Source organism: Blastomonas sp. AAP53 (assembly GCF_000331245.1).
Lineage (GTDB): Bacteria > Pseudomonadota > Alphaproteobacteria > Sphingomonadales > Sphingomonadaceae > Blastomonas.
Map to the genome: position 1 here is coordinate 512,994 of NZ_ANFZ01000006.1, position 15,361 is coordinate 528,354.

Below are 15,361 nucleotides of genomic sequence, written 5' to 3' on the forward strand. Positions count from 1 at the left end.
AGTTCCCTAGGTGCAAGCCAGATTTACGGGTCAAACCTTCGCAAAAAGGCTTTTGTCGCAAGCTGTTGCATGCGAGCAACGAATGGTTTCCACCTGGTTACTTTGCGGCACGGAACGCCCTCAGCGATCCCCGTTTTGCTGGTACCGGCGGATGCCCCCGACCCAGGTTTCAACCACCTTGGCATTGCGCAATTCACCAGGCGTGCTGAGCAGGGGATCGACATCCAGCAGGATGAAATCGGCGCGCATTCCAGGGGACAGTGTCCCGAAACGCTCTTCGGCGAAACCGGCATAGGCAGCGCCGCGGGTAAACGCATCGATCGCTTCGACCCGGCCCAGCCGCTCCTGCGGCTGCCAACCGCCAAAAGGCTGGCCATCGGCGCCTTCGCGCGTGATCGCGGCAGCCAGTCCGGCAAAAGGATCGGGCGATTCGACCGGCGTGTCGGATCCGAAGGCCAGCGGCACGCCGGCTTGGCTCAGTGTCTTCCAGGCATAGGCTCCGCCGAGCCGCGCGGGACCCAACCGGGCTTCGGCCATCAGCCGGTCGGAGATCTGGTGCACAGGCTGCATCGATGCGATGATACCGCTCTTGGCAAAGCGGGGAATGTCGATCGGATCGATGATCTGCGCATGCTCTATCCGCCAACGGCGGTCGCCCTTGTAGTCCTTGGCCAGTTCCTCGATCGCCGACAGTGCCTGCACGTTGGCACCATCGCCGATGGCATGCGCGGCAACCTGGAAGTCATCCATGGCCGCGCGGCTCATCATGTTGAGCAACTGGGTGTCGTTGACAAAGCCCAGGCCACGCTCGCCCGGCTTGTCGGCATAATCGGCCTTGAGCAACGCACCGCGCGATCCCAGCGCGCCATCGAGGTACAATTTCACCCCGTTCAGCCGCAACCGATCCTCATACAGCCATGGCGTCGGGCGCGGTCCTGCAATCGCGACCATGGCATCGATGCCGCCGGCATAGGCCATGATGCGGACATACAGCCGCTGTTCGTCGCCCGCGCGGCGATAGGCCTGCCAGTCATCGATCGATGTGCCCATGTCGGCAATGCCGGTGATGCCCAGCGCCAGCAGATGCTTCTGCGCCGCGATCAGCGCCGCGTCGCGGTCTACTGCGCGGGGCGGGGGAACGGACTTGCCGACCAGCGCTTCGGCGGCATCGACGAACACGCCCGCAGGCTTGCCGCCGATCCGCTCGATGCGGCCGCCCGGCGGATCCTTGGCGTCGGGTTTCACGCCTGCAACCTGCATCGCGGCGCTGTTGGCCCAGCCAGCATGCCCATCGACCCGTTCCAGCCAAACGGGACGGTCCGGCACGACGGCATCGAGATCAGCTGCGGTCGGGAAGCGGCCGAGGCCCCATTTCTCCTGGTTCCAGCCGCGTCCGATGATCCAGGGGCGCGACGGGTTCTCGTCGGCATACGCCTTGATCAGGCCCAGCGCCTCTTCGAGCGAGCGGGTGCCCGACAGGTCGAGCGTCAGCAGCGAAAAGCCCAGCCCCATCACGTGCCCATGCGCGTCGATGATGCCCGGCATCAGGGTGCGGCCTTCGCCGTCGAGCTTGTAGTCGAGCTTTTCGGGGCGCTTGTCGCGGCGCTCAAGCAGTTCTTTCACCTTGCCATCGTTGTCGATGACCAGCCCGGTGAAGTTGACGACCTTGCCCTTGGCGTCGAGCGTCACGCCGTTGACATTGTCGATCAGGCCATCGGCCAGCGCCGGGACAGAAGCGCTGGCGAGCAGGGCGGCGGTGAGCGCGATGGCGCGCGAAAACTGTGCGGCGATCACTTTCGTGGCAACCTGCGGATCAGGGCGCTGGTATCCTGGCGGCCTGCACCCAGATGCTGGGCTTCGGCAAAGAACTGGTCGAGCAGCGCCGCGACCGGCAGCGATGCGCCGTTGTTGCGCGCCTCGTCGAGCGCCAGGCCCAGATCCTTGCGCATCCAGTCGATCGCAAAGCCGAAGTCGAAGCTGTCTTCGGACATCGTCTTCCAGCGGTTGTCCATCTGCCAGCTTTGCGCCGCACCGCCCGATATCGCGGAAAACACCTTGTCGAGATCAAGACGGCTGGTCTGGGCAAAGCGCATCGCTTCGCTCAGCCCGCCCAAGACGCCGGCGATGCAGATCTGGTTGACCATCTTGGTGGTCTGGCCGTCGCCGGGGCCGCCGACATGCACGATCCGCGAGGAATAGCTCTTGATGATCGGCCGGGCAGCATCGACAGCATCGGTCTTGCCGCCGCACATGATGGCCAGCGTGCCGTTTTCCGCGCCAGCCTGACCGCCGGTGACCGGGGCATCGACGCACAAGATGCCCTTGGCTCGGCCTTCGACCGAAATCTGCCGGGCGATGGTGGCCGAAACCGTGGTGTGATCGATGAATACCGCGCCGCGCGGCAATGTCGTGAACGCGCCCTGACGGCCCATGATGACCTGCGCCAGATCATCATCGTTGCCGACGCAGGTGATCACCGCGTCCATGCCTTCTGCCGCCTCGGCAGGGGTGGCGGCGATCCGCGCCTGATCGGCCAGATTCGGGTTTGCTTCCAGCCAGGTCTGCACCTTGCCGGGGCTGCGGTTGTACAGCGCCAGCGAATGTCCGTTGTTGCCCAGATGGCGTGCCATGGGGCCGCCCATCACGCCGATGCCGATAAATGCTATATTTGCCATGCGCGTGCCTTAACGGATGTTTTCAACGCGCGCCATATCGGTTAGGGGCCGCAGCCAATATGACCAGCCCCACAGACCGCCTCACCCTTGACGACATCCGCGCCGCGCATGCCCGCATCGCTGGCTCGATCGTTCGCACCCCCACGCTTGTCAGCAAGACCCTGTCGGCGATTACCGGGGCGACGGTGTATCTGAAGTTCGAGAATCTGCAGTTCACCGCGGCCTACAAGGAACGTGGTGCGCTCAACTTCCTGTCGCAGATGAGCGAGGAGGCGAGGAACAAGGGCGTCATCGCAGCATCGGCAGGCAATCACGCGCAAGGCCTCGCCTGGCACGGTACCCGGCTGGGTGTTCCTGTCACCATCGTGATGCCCAAGACGACGCCCACCATCAAGGTCCAGCAGACCGAGGCCAATGGCGGCAAGGTCATCCTGTTCGGCGAGAAATATGACGATGCCTATGCCCATGCGCGCGAGCTCGAGGTCACCGAAGGGCTGACCTTCGTGCATCCGTTCGACGATCCGGTGATTGCAGCGGGGCAGGGGACGGTCGCGATCGAGATGCTCGAGGACGCGCCCGACATCGACCATTTCGTCATTCCCATCGGCGGTGGCGGCCTGTTTTCCGGAATGGGCACTGCAGCGCGCGCGCTGAAGCCCGGCATCAAGCTGACCGGCGTGCAGGCACAGCTCTACCCCAGCATGTACAACACGTTGAAGGGTACGGATCACCCCTGCGAGGGCGACACGCTGGCCGAAGGCATCGCGGTCAAGCAGCCCGGCGATTTCACGCGCGAGATCGTCCGCGCGCTCGCCGATGACATCGTGCTGGTGAGTGAATCGCAGCTGGAAACTGCGGTCAGCCTGCTGCTCCAGATCGAAAAGACCGTGGCCGAAGGCGCAGGTGCGGCCGGGCTGGCCGCGCTGCTGGCCGAACCCGCCCGCTTTGCAGGACAAACGGTGGGCGTGGTGCTGTGCGGCGGCAATATCGACACGCGGCTGCTCGCCAATGTGCTGCTGCGCGATCTGGCGCGTTCGGGCCGGCTTGCGCGCCTGCGGATCGCGCTGCAGGATCGTCCCGGTGCGCTGTTCAAGGTCATGCGGCAGTTCGACGCGCACCAGGTCAACATCATCGAGATCTATCACCAGCGCGTGTTCACCAACCTGCCCGCCAAGGGCTTGATCACCGACATCGAATGCGAAGCGCGCGACCGGGGGCAGCTCGAAGCGCTGATCACCTCGCTCAAGGCGAGCGGCTATGATGTCGGCCTCGTCGAGGTGGCCTGATCGAAGGCGCTTGGCGGTCAAGAGGGACGGATCGCGAAGATTCAGCATGAATCCTTCGTTTATCCACAAGCCCTCGCGCTTTACCGCCGAATTGACTCGCCTTGGCGTGGCTTAACCACGAAAAGTGGTTAACCGGCTTGGCGGTGGCGGGGTTTGTCGATCATACCGGCGACAGGGCAACCACCCGCACTTCAAGTCATTTGAGCAAGGATTGTTCCGCACGTGAGCGCACCGGCACGCTTCCCTCGGTTTTTTGTCACCAACCCTGGCCCGTGTCCGTACCTTCCGGGCAAGAGCGAGCGCAAGGTGTTCACGGAGCTGAACGGCCCGCATGCCGATGAGCTCAACGACGCGCTGAGCCGTATCGGATTTCGCCGCAGCCAGAACGTGGCGTACCGGCCCAGCTGCCTCGATTGCCGCGCCTGCATTTCTGTGCGTGTGGTGGCAGACCAGTTCGTGCCCTCGGTCAACCAGCGCAAGCTGCTCAAGCGCAACAGGGATCTGATCGTCTCGGCCTGCCGCCCGTGGTCGACGCAGGAGCAATACGACCTGTTGCGCCGCTACCTCAAGACGCGCCACCCCGGCGGCGGCATGTCTGACATGGACGACATGGATTATGCCGACATGGTCGAGCACACCCCTGTGCGCAGCTATGTCATCGAATATCGCGAGCCAAACCCGGATGGCAGCGCGGGCAAGCTTGTGGGCGCCTGCCTGACCGACCAGCAGGGCGACGGGCTTTCGATGATCTACAGCTTTTACGAGCCAGACCATCCCACGCGCCGGGGCCTGGGCAACTACATCATCATGGACCACATCCAGCGCGCGGCCCGCGCCCGGTTGCCCTATGTCTACCTTGGCTATTGGGTAAAATCTTCGCCGCGCATGCAGTACAAGGTAAAATACCAGCCGCTTGAACTGCTTGGCCCCGATGGCTGGTACCCTTTCGACCTTGAACGCGATGGTAGCCCAGCCTAGAGATTTGTGATCTTTGCGCGGGAACCCGCCTGCGCGACAAGCATATGGGTTTGATGAGGCTGGCATATCGCGCGCGCCTGGCAACAGCGGGGACAGTGGCCATGCTGGTTGCAGGGTCGGCTGCGCCGTGCCACGCGTCCGCCCAGCAGGTACCCGTTGCAGAGCCGCTGGCGCCGTCAACCGCCACCCAGGATCCCGCCGCCACGCCGGACGCGCCGCTGGACGATCCGTTGGGTATCGATCCGCTCGAGCCGCTCGATCCGTTGCCCGGCATGGAGGTGGCATGGCCTGAGGGCGGTGATATCCCCGAATGGCCAGGCGAATTCGCGGGCGAGGACAGGTTGCCGGCAGAGACCCGGGCCGCCGATATGTCGGACAGCACTGCGTCCAACGGACTTGCCGGGACTGCGGATGACGTGCGCGATGGCGTTGTCAACGCGATGGCTGACACGGCAAGCGAGACTCAGGACGCGGACGCCGCAAGCGGGGATCGTCCAGGCAGGGCCGAACGCCAGGCCGACCGCGCGGAGCGCCGCGCCGAACGGCAGGCGCTGCGCGAGCTGGACGATGGCGATGTCGATTATCGGGTGACCGTCAATTTCCTGCCGTCGCAGGACCTGGCAGAACTGAACCAGAGCGATTTTCGTACCCGTTTCGACGCGCTGTCGACGCTCGAACGACTGTCGAGCGAAGACGCCAATCTGGCGCAGGTCAATCGCCGTGCCCGCGACGACAACGAACTGCTGGGCACGATGCTGCGCGTGTACGGATTTTACGACGGCGAGGTGCAGAACTCGGTGGCGCGGATCGAGGGGCAGCAGCGCGTCGGGCTCAACTTCGATGTCAACACCGGGCCGGTCTACCGCATCAGCGCGATCGATCTGGTCGGGCTTGAAGCACAAGGGGTGAACGTGGCTGCGGCCCGCGACGCTTTCGCGATGAAGGTCGGCGACCCGGCCAATTCCGACAGAATTGTTGCTGGCAGGTTGGGCATCCTGACCGAGCTTCTCGAAACCGGGTTTCCCTTCGCTCAGACCGGCGAGCCTGATCTGCTGATCGACCACGATCTGCGCAGCGGCGCGCTGACGGTTCCGGTCACGCCGGGTGGGCAATACCGGTTTGGCGGGATCGTCGCCAATGACGACGGCCTGTTCGGACCACGGCACCTGCAGCGCATAGCCCGGTTCCAGCCCGGCGAAATCTATCAGGCCTCCGACGTCGACGACCTGCGCCGCGCGATTCTGGCCACCGGTCTGGTGTCGACTGTCACGCTGACCCCGGTCGCGGCCACCGACCCGCAAGGCACTGAGCCGGGCACGGTGGATGTGACTGTCGAAACAACCGCTGCGCCGTTGCGCACGATCGCGGGCGCAGTCGGCTATGGCACCGGTGAAGGCTATCGCGCCGAGGTCAGCTGGGAGCATCGCAACCTGTTGCCGCCGGAAGGCCTGGTGCGCGCCCGCGCGGTGGGCGGAACGCAGGAACAGCTGATCAATCTGGTCTATCGTCGCAACAATTTCATCAAGCGCGACCGCGTGCTCACCGCGCAGATCCTGGCCAGCAACATCAACCGCGATGCTTTCGAGGCACGCACCTTTCTGGTGGCGGGGTCGCTGGAGCGACAGACGAACCTGATTTTCCAGAAGAAATGGACATGGTCGGTCGGCGGAGAGCTGGTGCTGTCCGACGAGCTCGACGGCACCTCGCGCATCGTGGGCGAGGGGCGTCGCACGTATTTCATTGCGGCACTGCCCACGTCGCTGACCTATGACGGCAGTGATGATCTGCTCAACCCGTCGAGCGGGTTTCGGCTGGGCGGGCGGGTTTCGCCCGAATACTCGCTGCAGTCGGGCAGCCGTGGCTATGCCCGCATCCAGATCGACGGCAGCTATTATCAGCCGATGTCCGACACGATCGTGCTGGCGGGGCGGCTTCGGCTGGGCAGCACGATCGGCGCGAACCGTCTGTCGATCGCCCCTTCGCGCAGATTCTATGCCGGTGGTGGCGGATCGGTGCGCGGCTATGGCTTTCAGCGGATCGGCCCGCGCGATGCCAATGACGATCCCATCGGCGGCAATGGTCTGGCGGAGTTCTCGCTGGAGGCGCGCGTGCGCTTCGGCGATTTCGGCGTGGTGCCGTTCTTCGATGCCGGAAACGTCTATTCCGGAAGCACGCCCAACCTCAGCAGCCTGCGCTATGGCGCGGGCATCGGGGTTCGCTATTACAGCAATTTCGGGCCGTTGCGGCTTGATGTCGGCACGCCGCTGAACCCGCAGACGGGCGACAGCCGTATCGGCATCTATATCTCGCTGGGGCAGGCTTTCTGATGGCCGAGGAGCCGATTTCATCCATGGATGATTCCGCGCCATCGCCGGACATTCGCGCAGATGCGCCGCGCACCAGGACGTCGGGCCGCTGGTTGCGCGGGATTGGCGTGGCTGTGCTCGCGTTGGCGGCGCTGATCGCAGCGGTGCTGTTCGGGCTGGACACCGGCCCAGGCCGCCGTTTCGTGGCCGATCAGATCGCCGGCTACCCGCTCAAATCCGGCCTCACCCTGCGGGTCGCCAGAATCGAGGGGTCGATTTACGGCAAGGCCGTGCTGCGCGGCGTGGAGCTGCGCGATACCAAACGGGTGTTCTTCACGGCATCGGCCGTCGACCTGGACTGGCGACCTTTTCGCTTCCTCAGCAACCAGCTGGATATTCGCGATCTGGTGATCCGGCGCGGTGAACTGCGCAGCCTTCCTGAACTGAACCCCGGCGATCCCGACGATCCGTTGCTGCCTGCGTTCGACATCCGCATCGACCGGCTGCGCGCCGCCGGGCTGGTGATCCGGGAAGGCGTGGCCGGCGCACGCCGCGTTGCGGATATCGCTGGCAAGGTGAATATCCGATCGGGCCGGGTGCTGGTCGATGCGCGCGCGGTGCTGCCGGACGGCAGCGACCGTCTGGCGGTGAAGATCGACGCCATGCCCGATCAGAACCGGCTGACGATCGATGGCGATGTCGTGGCTCGGGCTGGTGGAGCGATCGCAGCGCTATCCGGCTTGCGCCAGGATTTCGCCGCATCGATCAAGGGCCGAGGCGACTGGGATTTCTGGCAGGGCAGGCTGAGCGCGCGGCTGGGGCAGGCGGAGCTGACTTCGCTCGGCATCGATCAGCGCGAGGGGCAGGTCCGCATCCGGGGCTATGTTCGTCCGCAGCCGTTGATCGGCAACAGCCTTGGGCGGGCGCTCGGCCCCGCGATCGGCGTGGTCGCGCGCGGAACGCTCGATGCGCGGGTCTTGTCGGGCGTCGCGGCGCTGGGCGGCCAGGCTGGCACGGTGAGCGCGCAAGGCGCAGTCGATCTGGGCGCAAACCGGTTTGATGATGTGCAGATCCTCACAGCGCTCACCCGGCCAGAGCTGCTGGCACCCGGGCTGGAGGCACGAAACCTGCGCGGCTCGGTGGCACTCGACGGAACCTTCGCGGACCTGACCGCCCCCTATCGCCTGTCTGCAGACAGGCTGGCCATGGCCGGGGTCAGCGCCGATGCGCTTCTGGCCGAGGGAACAGTCACCCGCTCGGGCAAGGATTTCGCAATCCCGGTCAAGGTCAGCGCGGCGCGCATCGTCACCGGCAACGCCTATGGCGACCGTCTGGCCAGCGGCCTGCGCGGCGAAGGCCTGGTGCGCATGCGCGATGGCGTATTGAGCAGCGAACCCATCCGGCTGGTGAGCAACAGCCTGGTCGCGCTGGTGCAATTGTCGGGCAGTGCCGCGCGCGGCCGCTATCTGGCGGTGGCGGATGTGCGGCTGCCTGCCTTTGGGGTCGACAATGTCGGTGAGGCGGATGTCGACGCCAATGTTCGGTTGGCATTCGGCGGCGGCACAGGCTGGGACTTGCTGGGCGATGTGCGGGTGCTGATGCGGCGCGTGGTCAATCAGACCGTGGTCACGCTGATCGGACCATCCCCCCGGTTTTCCAGCCAGTTCAGCTTTGGCGCGGGGCAGCCGCTCGTATTGCGCGATGCCAGCCTGGCGGCGCAGAAGCTGGCGCTGATCGGTGGCGGCCGGGTCGAGCCTGATGGGCGCATCGTGCTGCGCGCCAGCGGGCGGCATCGCGATTACGGCCCGCTTGACGTCAGCGCGGACTCGATCCGCGGCGATACGCGCGCGGTGCTGACGCTCGATGACCCACTGCCCGCACTGGGCGTTCGCGATCTGCAGCTGGCATTGGGCACCGTGCCCGATGGCTTTTCGGTCGATGTCAGCGGTCAGTCAGCACTGGGGCCGATCGAAGGCGCAACGCAGATCTTCGCGCGTGAGGCCGGGCGGACGCTGATCCAGATCGAACGGTTCACGGTGTCACGCGCTCTGTTTGCAGGCGACATCTATGCGACCAGCGGCGGAATAGAGGGCGCGCTCAACGTCTCGGGCGGTGGCATCACCGGCGATGTCACGCTGGACCCGCGCCCAGGCGGGCAGGGCGTCAAGGCGCTGCTCAACCTTGCCAATGCGCGCTTCGATGGCCAGGTGCCGATCAGCATCAACCGGGGTTCGGCAGAGATTGATGCGCTGATGGCCGAGGGGCGCAACACGATTACCGGCAGCGTTCGGGCGCAGGGCATCGGGCGCGGGCCGCTGTTCATCGGTCAGCTTGCCGCCAATGCCAGTCTGGTCAACGGCGAGGGACGGGTGACCGCATCGATTGCCGGACGACGCGGCAGCAATTTCGACCTGCAGACCAGTGCGCAGATCAGCAGTTCAGCAGTAACGCTTGCGGGCAATGGCCAATATGGCAACCGGCGGCTGCGGCTCGTCCGCCCGGCCAAGCTGACGAAGCTGGACGATGGCGGCTGGCGGCTGGCCCCCGCCGTGCTGCGCGTCGGGCGCGGGCGCATCGGCGCGCAGGGGCGGATGGGCGGCGGGCTGACCGACATCAGCGCGCAGTTCAACACCGTGCCGCTGGCCTTGTTCGATATCGCGGTGCGCGAACTGGGCTTTGGCGGCAATGCCTCTGGCACGCTCAGCTATCGTCAGGCCGATGGTGGGGTGCCGACGGGCAAGGCCAGCGTGAAGCTCGACAACCTGACCCGGACCGGCCTTATCGTCAGCTCGCGGCCCGTGGATATTGCGGCCAATCTCGCGCTGACCAGCGATGCGCTGGCGGTACGCGCGGTGATTGCGGAGGCGGACAAGACCGTCGGCCGCGCGCAGGCACGCATCAGCGGATTACCGCAAGGGTTCAATCTGTTCGGACGGTTGCAGCGCGGCGCGCTGGCAGGGCAGCTGCGCTTCAATGGCCCGGCAGATTCGCTTTGGCGCCTGCTGGGTGTCGAGGCGTTCGACGTGACCGGACAGGTCGGTCTGGCAGCGAACCTGACCGGCAGCCTGCTCGACCCGCAAATCAACGGCCAGCTCGCCACGCGGACGGCGCGGCTGGAGAGCACGCTTTCCGGCACCATCATCACCGATATTGCCGCGCGCGGTCAGTTCAACGGTTCGCGGCTGACGCTCACCAGCTTTACCGGCAAGGCAGGGTCCAACGGGTCGCTCACCGGATCGGGCTATGTCGATTATGGTGGCCTGTTCGCCTCACCCTCGCGGGGCGTGGCGGTGGAGATCCGGGCTGCTGCGAAGAACGCGCAGCTGGTCAACCGCGATGACTTTGGCGCGACGATCACCGGGCCGCTGACTATCTCTTCCAATGGAACCTCAGGAACGCTGGGCGGCGATGTCGTGCTCAACCGGGGTCGCTTCCGCCTGGGCCAGTTCAACGCGGCAGAGGCCTTGCCGGTGATCAACGTGCGCGAGATCAACCGCCGCGCCGATGAAGCCCCCCGCCGCGAGCGCCCTGCGATCTGGCAGTATAATGTGAAGGCGCGCGCCCCCAACCAGTTCACCGTCACGGGTCTGGGCATCAACAGCGAATGGGGCGCGAACATCACGCTGACCGGAACCGTCGATGCGCCGCGCATCACCGGGCAGGCAGATCTGATCCGGGGCGAATATGAGTTTGCCGGCCGCGATTTTGATCTGGAGCGCGGACGCATCAATTTCCGGGGTGAAACCCCGCCCAATCCGTCGCTCGATATCGCCGCCTCTGCCAATCTCACCGACCTCAATGCCACCATCAACGTGCGCGGAACCGGGCTTGCGCCGGAGATCAGTTTCACCAGCACGCCTGCGCTGCCCGAAGACGAGCTGCTGGCGCGATTGCTGTTCGGATCCTCGATCACCGATATTTCCGCGCCCGAGGCGGTGCAGCTGGCAGCCGCGCTGGCATCGCTGCGCGGTGGCAGCGGGCTCGATCCGATCAACGTCTTGCGTGGCGCAATCGGGCTTGATCGTCTGCGGATCGTCGAGGGCAACCAGACGCTGGGGCAGGGGACGAGCATCGCTGCGGGCAAATACATCACGCGCAGCACCTATGTCGAAATCGTCACCGACGGGCGCGGCTATTCGGCTACCCAGATCGAGTTCCAGATCACGCGCTGGCTTTCGCTGCTCTCGTCGATCTCGACCATTGGTCGCCAGAGCGCCAACGTGCGGGTGTCGAAGGATTATTGAGGCGGGGGCGCAAAGCCCCTAACACCTGCGTCGGGGTGGTTCCGAACAGACTTTTGCGGAGAGGACACAGTGTGCAGACGATCAAATGGGGCGCACTTGCGGTCGCGCTGCTGCTGCTGGGCATCCGGCTGGCGGATGGTTCGTCGGTGACGGCGATGGTCAACACAGACGACACGCCGATCATGCAATGGCCCGACCTGCTGGACCAACCGCGCCCGGCGGTAGATCGGACGCTGGCCTATGGCGATGATCCGCTGCAGGTCATTGATCTGTGGCTTCCCAAGGGCAAGGGGCCGCATCCTGTGGTGGTGATGATCCACGGCGGCTGCTGGCAGACCGACATCGCGACGCGCGACATCATGAACTATATCGCCGCCGATCTGCGCAACGACGGTATCGCGGTGTGGAACGTCGAATATCGCGGTGTCGATCGTGCGGGCGGCGGCTATCCCGGCACCTATCAGGATATCGGTGCAGCCGCCGACCTGCTGGCAAACCAGGCAAAGCCGCTGAACCTCGACCTTGCGACGACGATCGCCATCGGCCATTCGGCAGGCGGGCATCTGGCGCTATGGCTGGCGGCTCGACCGGCGCTTGCCGAAGGCGAACCATTGCGCGGCAACCATCCGCTCCGCATTGACGCTGCCATCAGCCAGGCAGGCATTGCCGATCTGCGCGCTGCGATGGCGCGCGACGGCCATGCCTGCGGGACCGATGCGCCCAAGGCGATGGCGGGCGATGCGTTCGCGCTCACCTCGCCCCCTGAAATGCCGGTCAGCACCGCGCAGCAGATCCAGTTTCACACCGACAGGGACAAGATCGCGCCGGTCGAATATGCGCGCGCCTATGCCGCTGCCATGGAGCGGCGCGGGGTGACGGTGGAAACCAACGTCCACGGCCCAGAAGGCCATGTCGAGCTGATCGCGCCTGCCAGCCGCAGCTGGGCGGCGCAGAAGGCGCGGATCAAGCAGCTGTTGGGACGGACATGACCATGCAATACCCTTCATTGGCCGAGGCTGAAGCTCGCGATGCCGCCGATCCTCTGCACAGCTGGCGCGATCGGTTCGTGCTGCCCGACGGCCTGGTCTACCTCGACGGCAATTCGCTGGGTGCCTTGCCTCGGCACACGGCCGAGACGATGCGCGATGCGACCGAGCGGCAATGGGGCGAAGGGTTGATCCGCAGCTGGAACGATGCCGACTGGATCGGTGCGCCCCGGCGGGTTGGCGACAAGATTGCGCAGCTGATCCGCGCTGCGTCTGGTGAAGTCATTGTGTGCGATTCGGTGACGGTGAATCTCTACAAGCTGATGATGGCGATCCTCGCGGCGCGGCCGGGGCAGGGCCGCACGATCCTCACCGAAAGCGGCAACTTTCCGACCGACCTGCATGTCGCCGCGGGCGTGGCGGCGCAGCACGGTCTGGTGCTGGATGCAGCACCGCGCGAGGCGATCATGGAGCGGATCGGGCCGGAAACGGCGCTGATCGTGCTCACGCATGTGCATTACAAAACCGGAGAGCGGTTCGACATGGCGTCGATCCAAGCGCTGGCCGATGCGCAGGGCGTGCCGCTGATCTGGGATCTGTCGCACAGCATCGGCGCGGTACCGCTCGACATGGGCGCGGATGCCGCGCGCTTTGCCGTGGGCTGCGGGTACAAGTACCTCAATGGCGGGCCGGGCGCGCCAGGTTTCCTGTATGTGGCGGCAGAGGCGCTGGAGTTCCTGGGCTCGCCGATCCAGGGCTGGATGGGCCACGCTGCCCCCTTCGCCATGACCGACGCTTATGCGCCTGCGCCTGGTATCGAACGGTTTCTGGCCGGAACGCCGCCGATGCTGTCGCTGCTGGCACTGGAGGCCGGGGTGGACCTGATGCTGGAGGCGGACGGCGACCTGCTTTGGGCCAAGTCGCAGGCCCTGTTCGATTTCCTCGCGCAACAGATGGCGGCGCGCTGTCCGCAACTGGTGCCGATCACGCCTGTGCGGGCCGATCTGCGCGGCAGCCATGCCAGCTTTGCGCATCCGTCCGCCTGGCCAATCAACCGCGCGCTCATCGATGCGGGCGTCATCGGAGATTTCCGCTCGCCCGATGTGCTGCGACTGGGATTGACGCCGCTGTACCTCGGCTTTGCCGACCTGTGGCACGCGGTGGACCGGCTGGCTGCGATCCTCGAAGATGGCCGTTGGCAACGCAGCGAATATAGTGCCCCCACCCGTGTCACCTGAGTGGTCTGGCAACATCTGCCGAACCTGAACGTTGGATAACTGGCAGGCCATGATAGGGTCACGCATCCGGTGTCATGCTGCCCGAACAATAAAACGAACAGGAGAGAGACATGAAGCGCCTGCTGGCTTGCCTCGACGTATCGCATTATTCGCAAACCGTGTGTGAACACGCCGCCTGGGCCGCTGAGCGGCTGGATTCAACGGTGGAGCTGCTGCACGTGATCCAGCGCAACGACGCCGATGAGGCGCGGCAGGAGCTGGGCGATACCATGGATCTGGCCAGCAAGCCCGGGCTGCTCGACGAGATTTTGTCATTGAAACAGGCCGAAGGGCGGCTGGCGGACCGTCAGGGGCAGTTGCTGCTGCAGGTTGCCACCGATCAGCTGCGCAAGCTGGGGATCACGCGCGTAGAGACCACGCAGCGCGAGGGCGGGATCGTCGAGACGATCATGGAGCGCGAGACGTTCAGTGACATCGTGATCATCGGCAAGCGCGGCGCGCAGGCCAATTTCGCCAAGGGCCATCTGGGCAGCAAGGTCGAGCGCGTGGTGCGCCAGAGCCGCAAGCCAGTGCTTGTAGCGACGAGGGTCTTCAAGCGACCCCAGCGCATCGCGATTGCGTTCGACGGCGGCCCCTCCAGCCGCAAGGCGCTCGAATATGTCTCCACCTCGCCGCTGTTCGGCGGGCTCGACATCGACGTGGTGTTGGTGGGCGGCTATACCGAGAAGAACGCCGCGCACATCGACTGGGCCCAGACCCAGTTCACCGGACGCGCGGGCGTCAAGGCGATCCAGCGCGAGGGCTCGCCCGATGGCGTGCTGCAGCAATTGGCCAGCGAGCGCGCGATCGATCTGTTTGTCATGGGTGCCTATGGCCACAGCCCGTTGCGCAACATGCTGGTCGGCAGCACCACGACGCAGATGATCCGCTCAGGGCAGATATCGGTGTTGCTGTTCAGATAGCGCAACCAACGGGCGGCTTGAGCCGCAAGGGCTCCGGCTTGGCTCCGGTGAACCGGCTTGCCCCCTTTAGACTTGGGGGCGATGCCATTTTACCCGGATAGTATTGACAAGAATTTTATCCGGGTATAATGCCATGTCCATCACGATGGGGTTTTGGGGACATGGAAATTTTAACGGCATTCTTGGGTTCGCGGCAGATTGCCTCAGGCAGCAGGGACGAGGTTGTCAGGACGATCCGTGACAGCCTGATCGCGCATGATGGCGCGGTGCTGGTGTTTGATGATCAGACCGGTCGCGTCACAGATCTGGATTACCAGGCGGTTGCAGCGCAAGCGGCCGGTCGCCCGCGACTGGGTGTGAAGGCACGCGAGGTGACGCTTCTGCCACGCCATTGGGAATGGCTGTCGGACCAGCCAGGCGGTGCCTCCGCCGCGCTTCGGCGACTGGTTGATGCAGCGCGCAGCGGGGGGCAGACCGAACGCCAGCGCCGCGACGCCGTCTATCGGTTCATGCAGGCTGCCTGTGGCGACATGCCGGGTTATGAGGACGCGTTGCGTGCGCTCTATGCGGCCCAGGACAGTGATTTCCTTGCACGGGTAGAGCCCTGGCCAGCGGACATAGTGCGCTATATCCGCAAGCTGCTGATTGGCGCTGTGCAGCCGCCAGGCGGCTGAGCCGAGCGTCCA

Annotated in this window: 10 protein-coding genes; 8 read left to right on the plus strand and 2 right to left on the minus strand. The window is 65.1% G+C overall.

The window, feature by feature from the left end:
- Positions 1–120: 120 nt before the first annotated feature.
- Together D618_RS0105480 and D618_RS0105485 are read right to left on the minus strand one after the other, a co-directional pair.
- The gene (locus D618_RS0105480; RefSeq protein WP_152414562.1) at positions 121–1,791 is read right to left on the minus strand and encodes an amidohydrolase; all 1,671 of its coding nucleotides are present in this window, start codon (positions 1,789–1,791) and stop codon (positions 121–123) included.
- A complete protein-coding gene (locus D618_RS0105485; protein ID WP_017670493.1) occupies positions 1,791–2,675 on the minus strand; it encodes an NAD(P)-dependent oxidoreductase in 885 nt (294 codons plus the stop codon). The genes D618_RS0105480 and D618_RS0105485 overlap by 1 nt, the downstream gene beginning before the upstream one ends.
- Before the next feature lie 59 nt (positions 2,676–2,734).
- Between D618_RS0105485 and D618_RS0105490 the strand changes: the two genes are divergently transcribed.
- The 8 genes from D618_RS0105490 (at position 2,735) to D618_RS0105525 (ending at position 15,349) form a co-directional block, all read left to right on the plus strand.
- A complete protein-coding gene (locus tag D618_RS0105490) occupies positions 2,735–3,961 on the plus strand; it encodes a threonine ammonia-lyase (protein ID WP_017670494.1) in 1,227 nt (408 codons plus the stop codon).
- A 222-nt stretch (positions 3,962–4,183) separates the two neighbouring features.
- Entirely contained in the window at positions 4,184–4,939 is a 756-nt protein-coding gene (locus D618_RS0105495) for an arginyltransferase (protein WP_017670495.1), read from the plus strand.
- Between the two features lie 101 nt (positions 4,940–5,040).
- Entirely contained in the window at positions 5,041–7,266 is a 2,226-nt protein-coding gene (locus D618_RS0105500; protein ID WP_051041267.1) for a BamA/TamA family outer membrane protein, read from the plus strand.
- 23 nt (positions 7,267–7,289) lie between these two features.
- Positions 7,290–11,489: a translocation/assembly module TamB domain-containing protein gene (locus D618_RS0105505; RefSeq protein WP_026091335.1), complete on the plus strand. Its 4,200-nt coding sequence runs from the start codon at positions 7,290–7,292 to the stop codon at positions 11,487–11,489.
- Between the two features lie 71 nt (positions 11,490–11,560).
- Positions 11,561–12,478, plus strand: coding sequence for an alpha/beta hydrolase (locus D618_RS0105510; RefSeq protein WP_017670498.1), 918 nt, complete (start codon positions 11,561–11,563; stop codon positions 12,476–12,478).
- Positions 12,475–13,713, plus strand: a complete 1,239-nt coding sequence (locus D618_RS0105515; protein WP_026091337.1) for an aminotransferase class V-fold PLP-dependent enzyme — start codon at positions 12,475–12,477, stop codon at positions 13,711–13,713. The genes D618_RS0105510 and D618_RS0105515 overlap by 4 nt, the downstream gene beginning before the upstream one ends.
- A 110-nt stretch (positions 13,714–13,823) precedes the next feature.
- Entirely contained in the window at positions 13,824–14,675 is an 852-nt protein-coding gene (locus D618_RS0105520) for a universal stress protein (RefSeq protein ID WP_017670500.1), read from the plus strand.
- A 161-nt stretch (positions 14,676–14,836) separates the two neighbouring features.
- Positions 14,837–15,349 carry a DUF2239 family protein gene (locus D618_RS0105525; protein ID WP_026091338.1) on the plus strand — a complete coding sequence of 171 codons (513 nt, stop codon included), beginning with the start codon at positions 14,837–14,839 and terminating at the stop codon, positions 15,347–15,349.
- Positions 15,350–15,361: the final 12 nt, after the last annotated feature.

Excerpts from the sequence above, each read along its gene's own strand:
- D618_RS0105505 (WP_026091335.1), top strand. The coding sequence starts at position 7,290 with ATGGATGATTCCGCGCCATCGCCGGACATTCGCGCAGATGCGCCGCGC.
- D618_RS0105525 (WP_026091338.1), top strand. The coding sequence starts at position 14,837 with ATGGAAATTTTAACGGCATTCTTGGGTTCGCGGCAGATTGCCTCAGGC.
- D618_RS0105490 (WP_017670494.1), top strand. The coding sequence starts at position 2,735 with ATGACCAGCCCCACAGACCGCCTCACCCTTGACGACATCCGCGCCGCG.
- D618_RS0105515 (WP_026091337.1), top strand. The coding sequence starts at position 12,475 with ATGACCATGCAATACCCTTCATTGGCCGAGGCTGAAGCTCGCGATGCC.
- D618_RS0105500 (WP_051041267.1), top strand. The coding sequence starts at position 5,041 with ATGCTGGTTGCAGGGTCGGCTGCGCCGTGCCACGCGTCCGCCCAGCAG.
- D618_RS0105520 (WP_017670500.1), top strand. The coding sequence starts at position 13,824 with ATGAAGCGCCTGCTGGCTTGCCTCGACGTATCGCATTATTCGCAAACC.
- D618_RS0105485 (WP_017670493.1), bottom strand. The coding sequence starts at position 2,675 with ATGGCAAATATAGCATTTATCGGCATCGGCGTGATGGGCGGCCCCATG.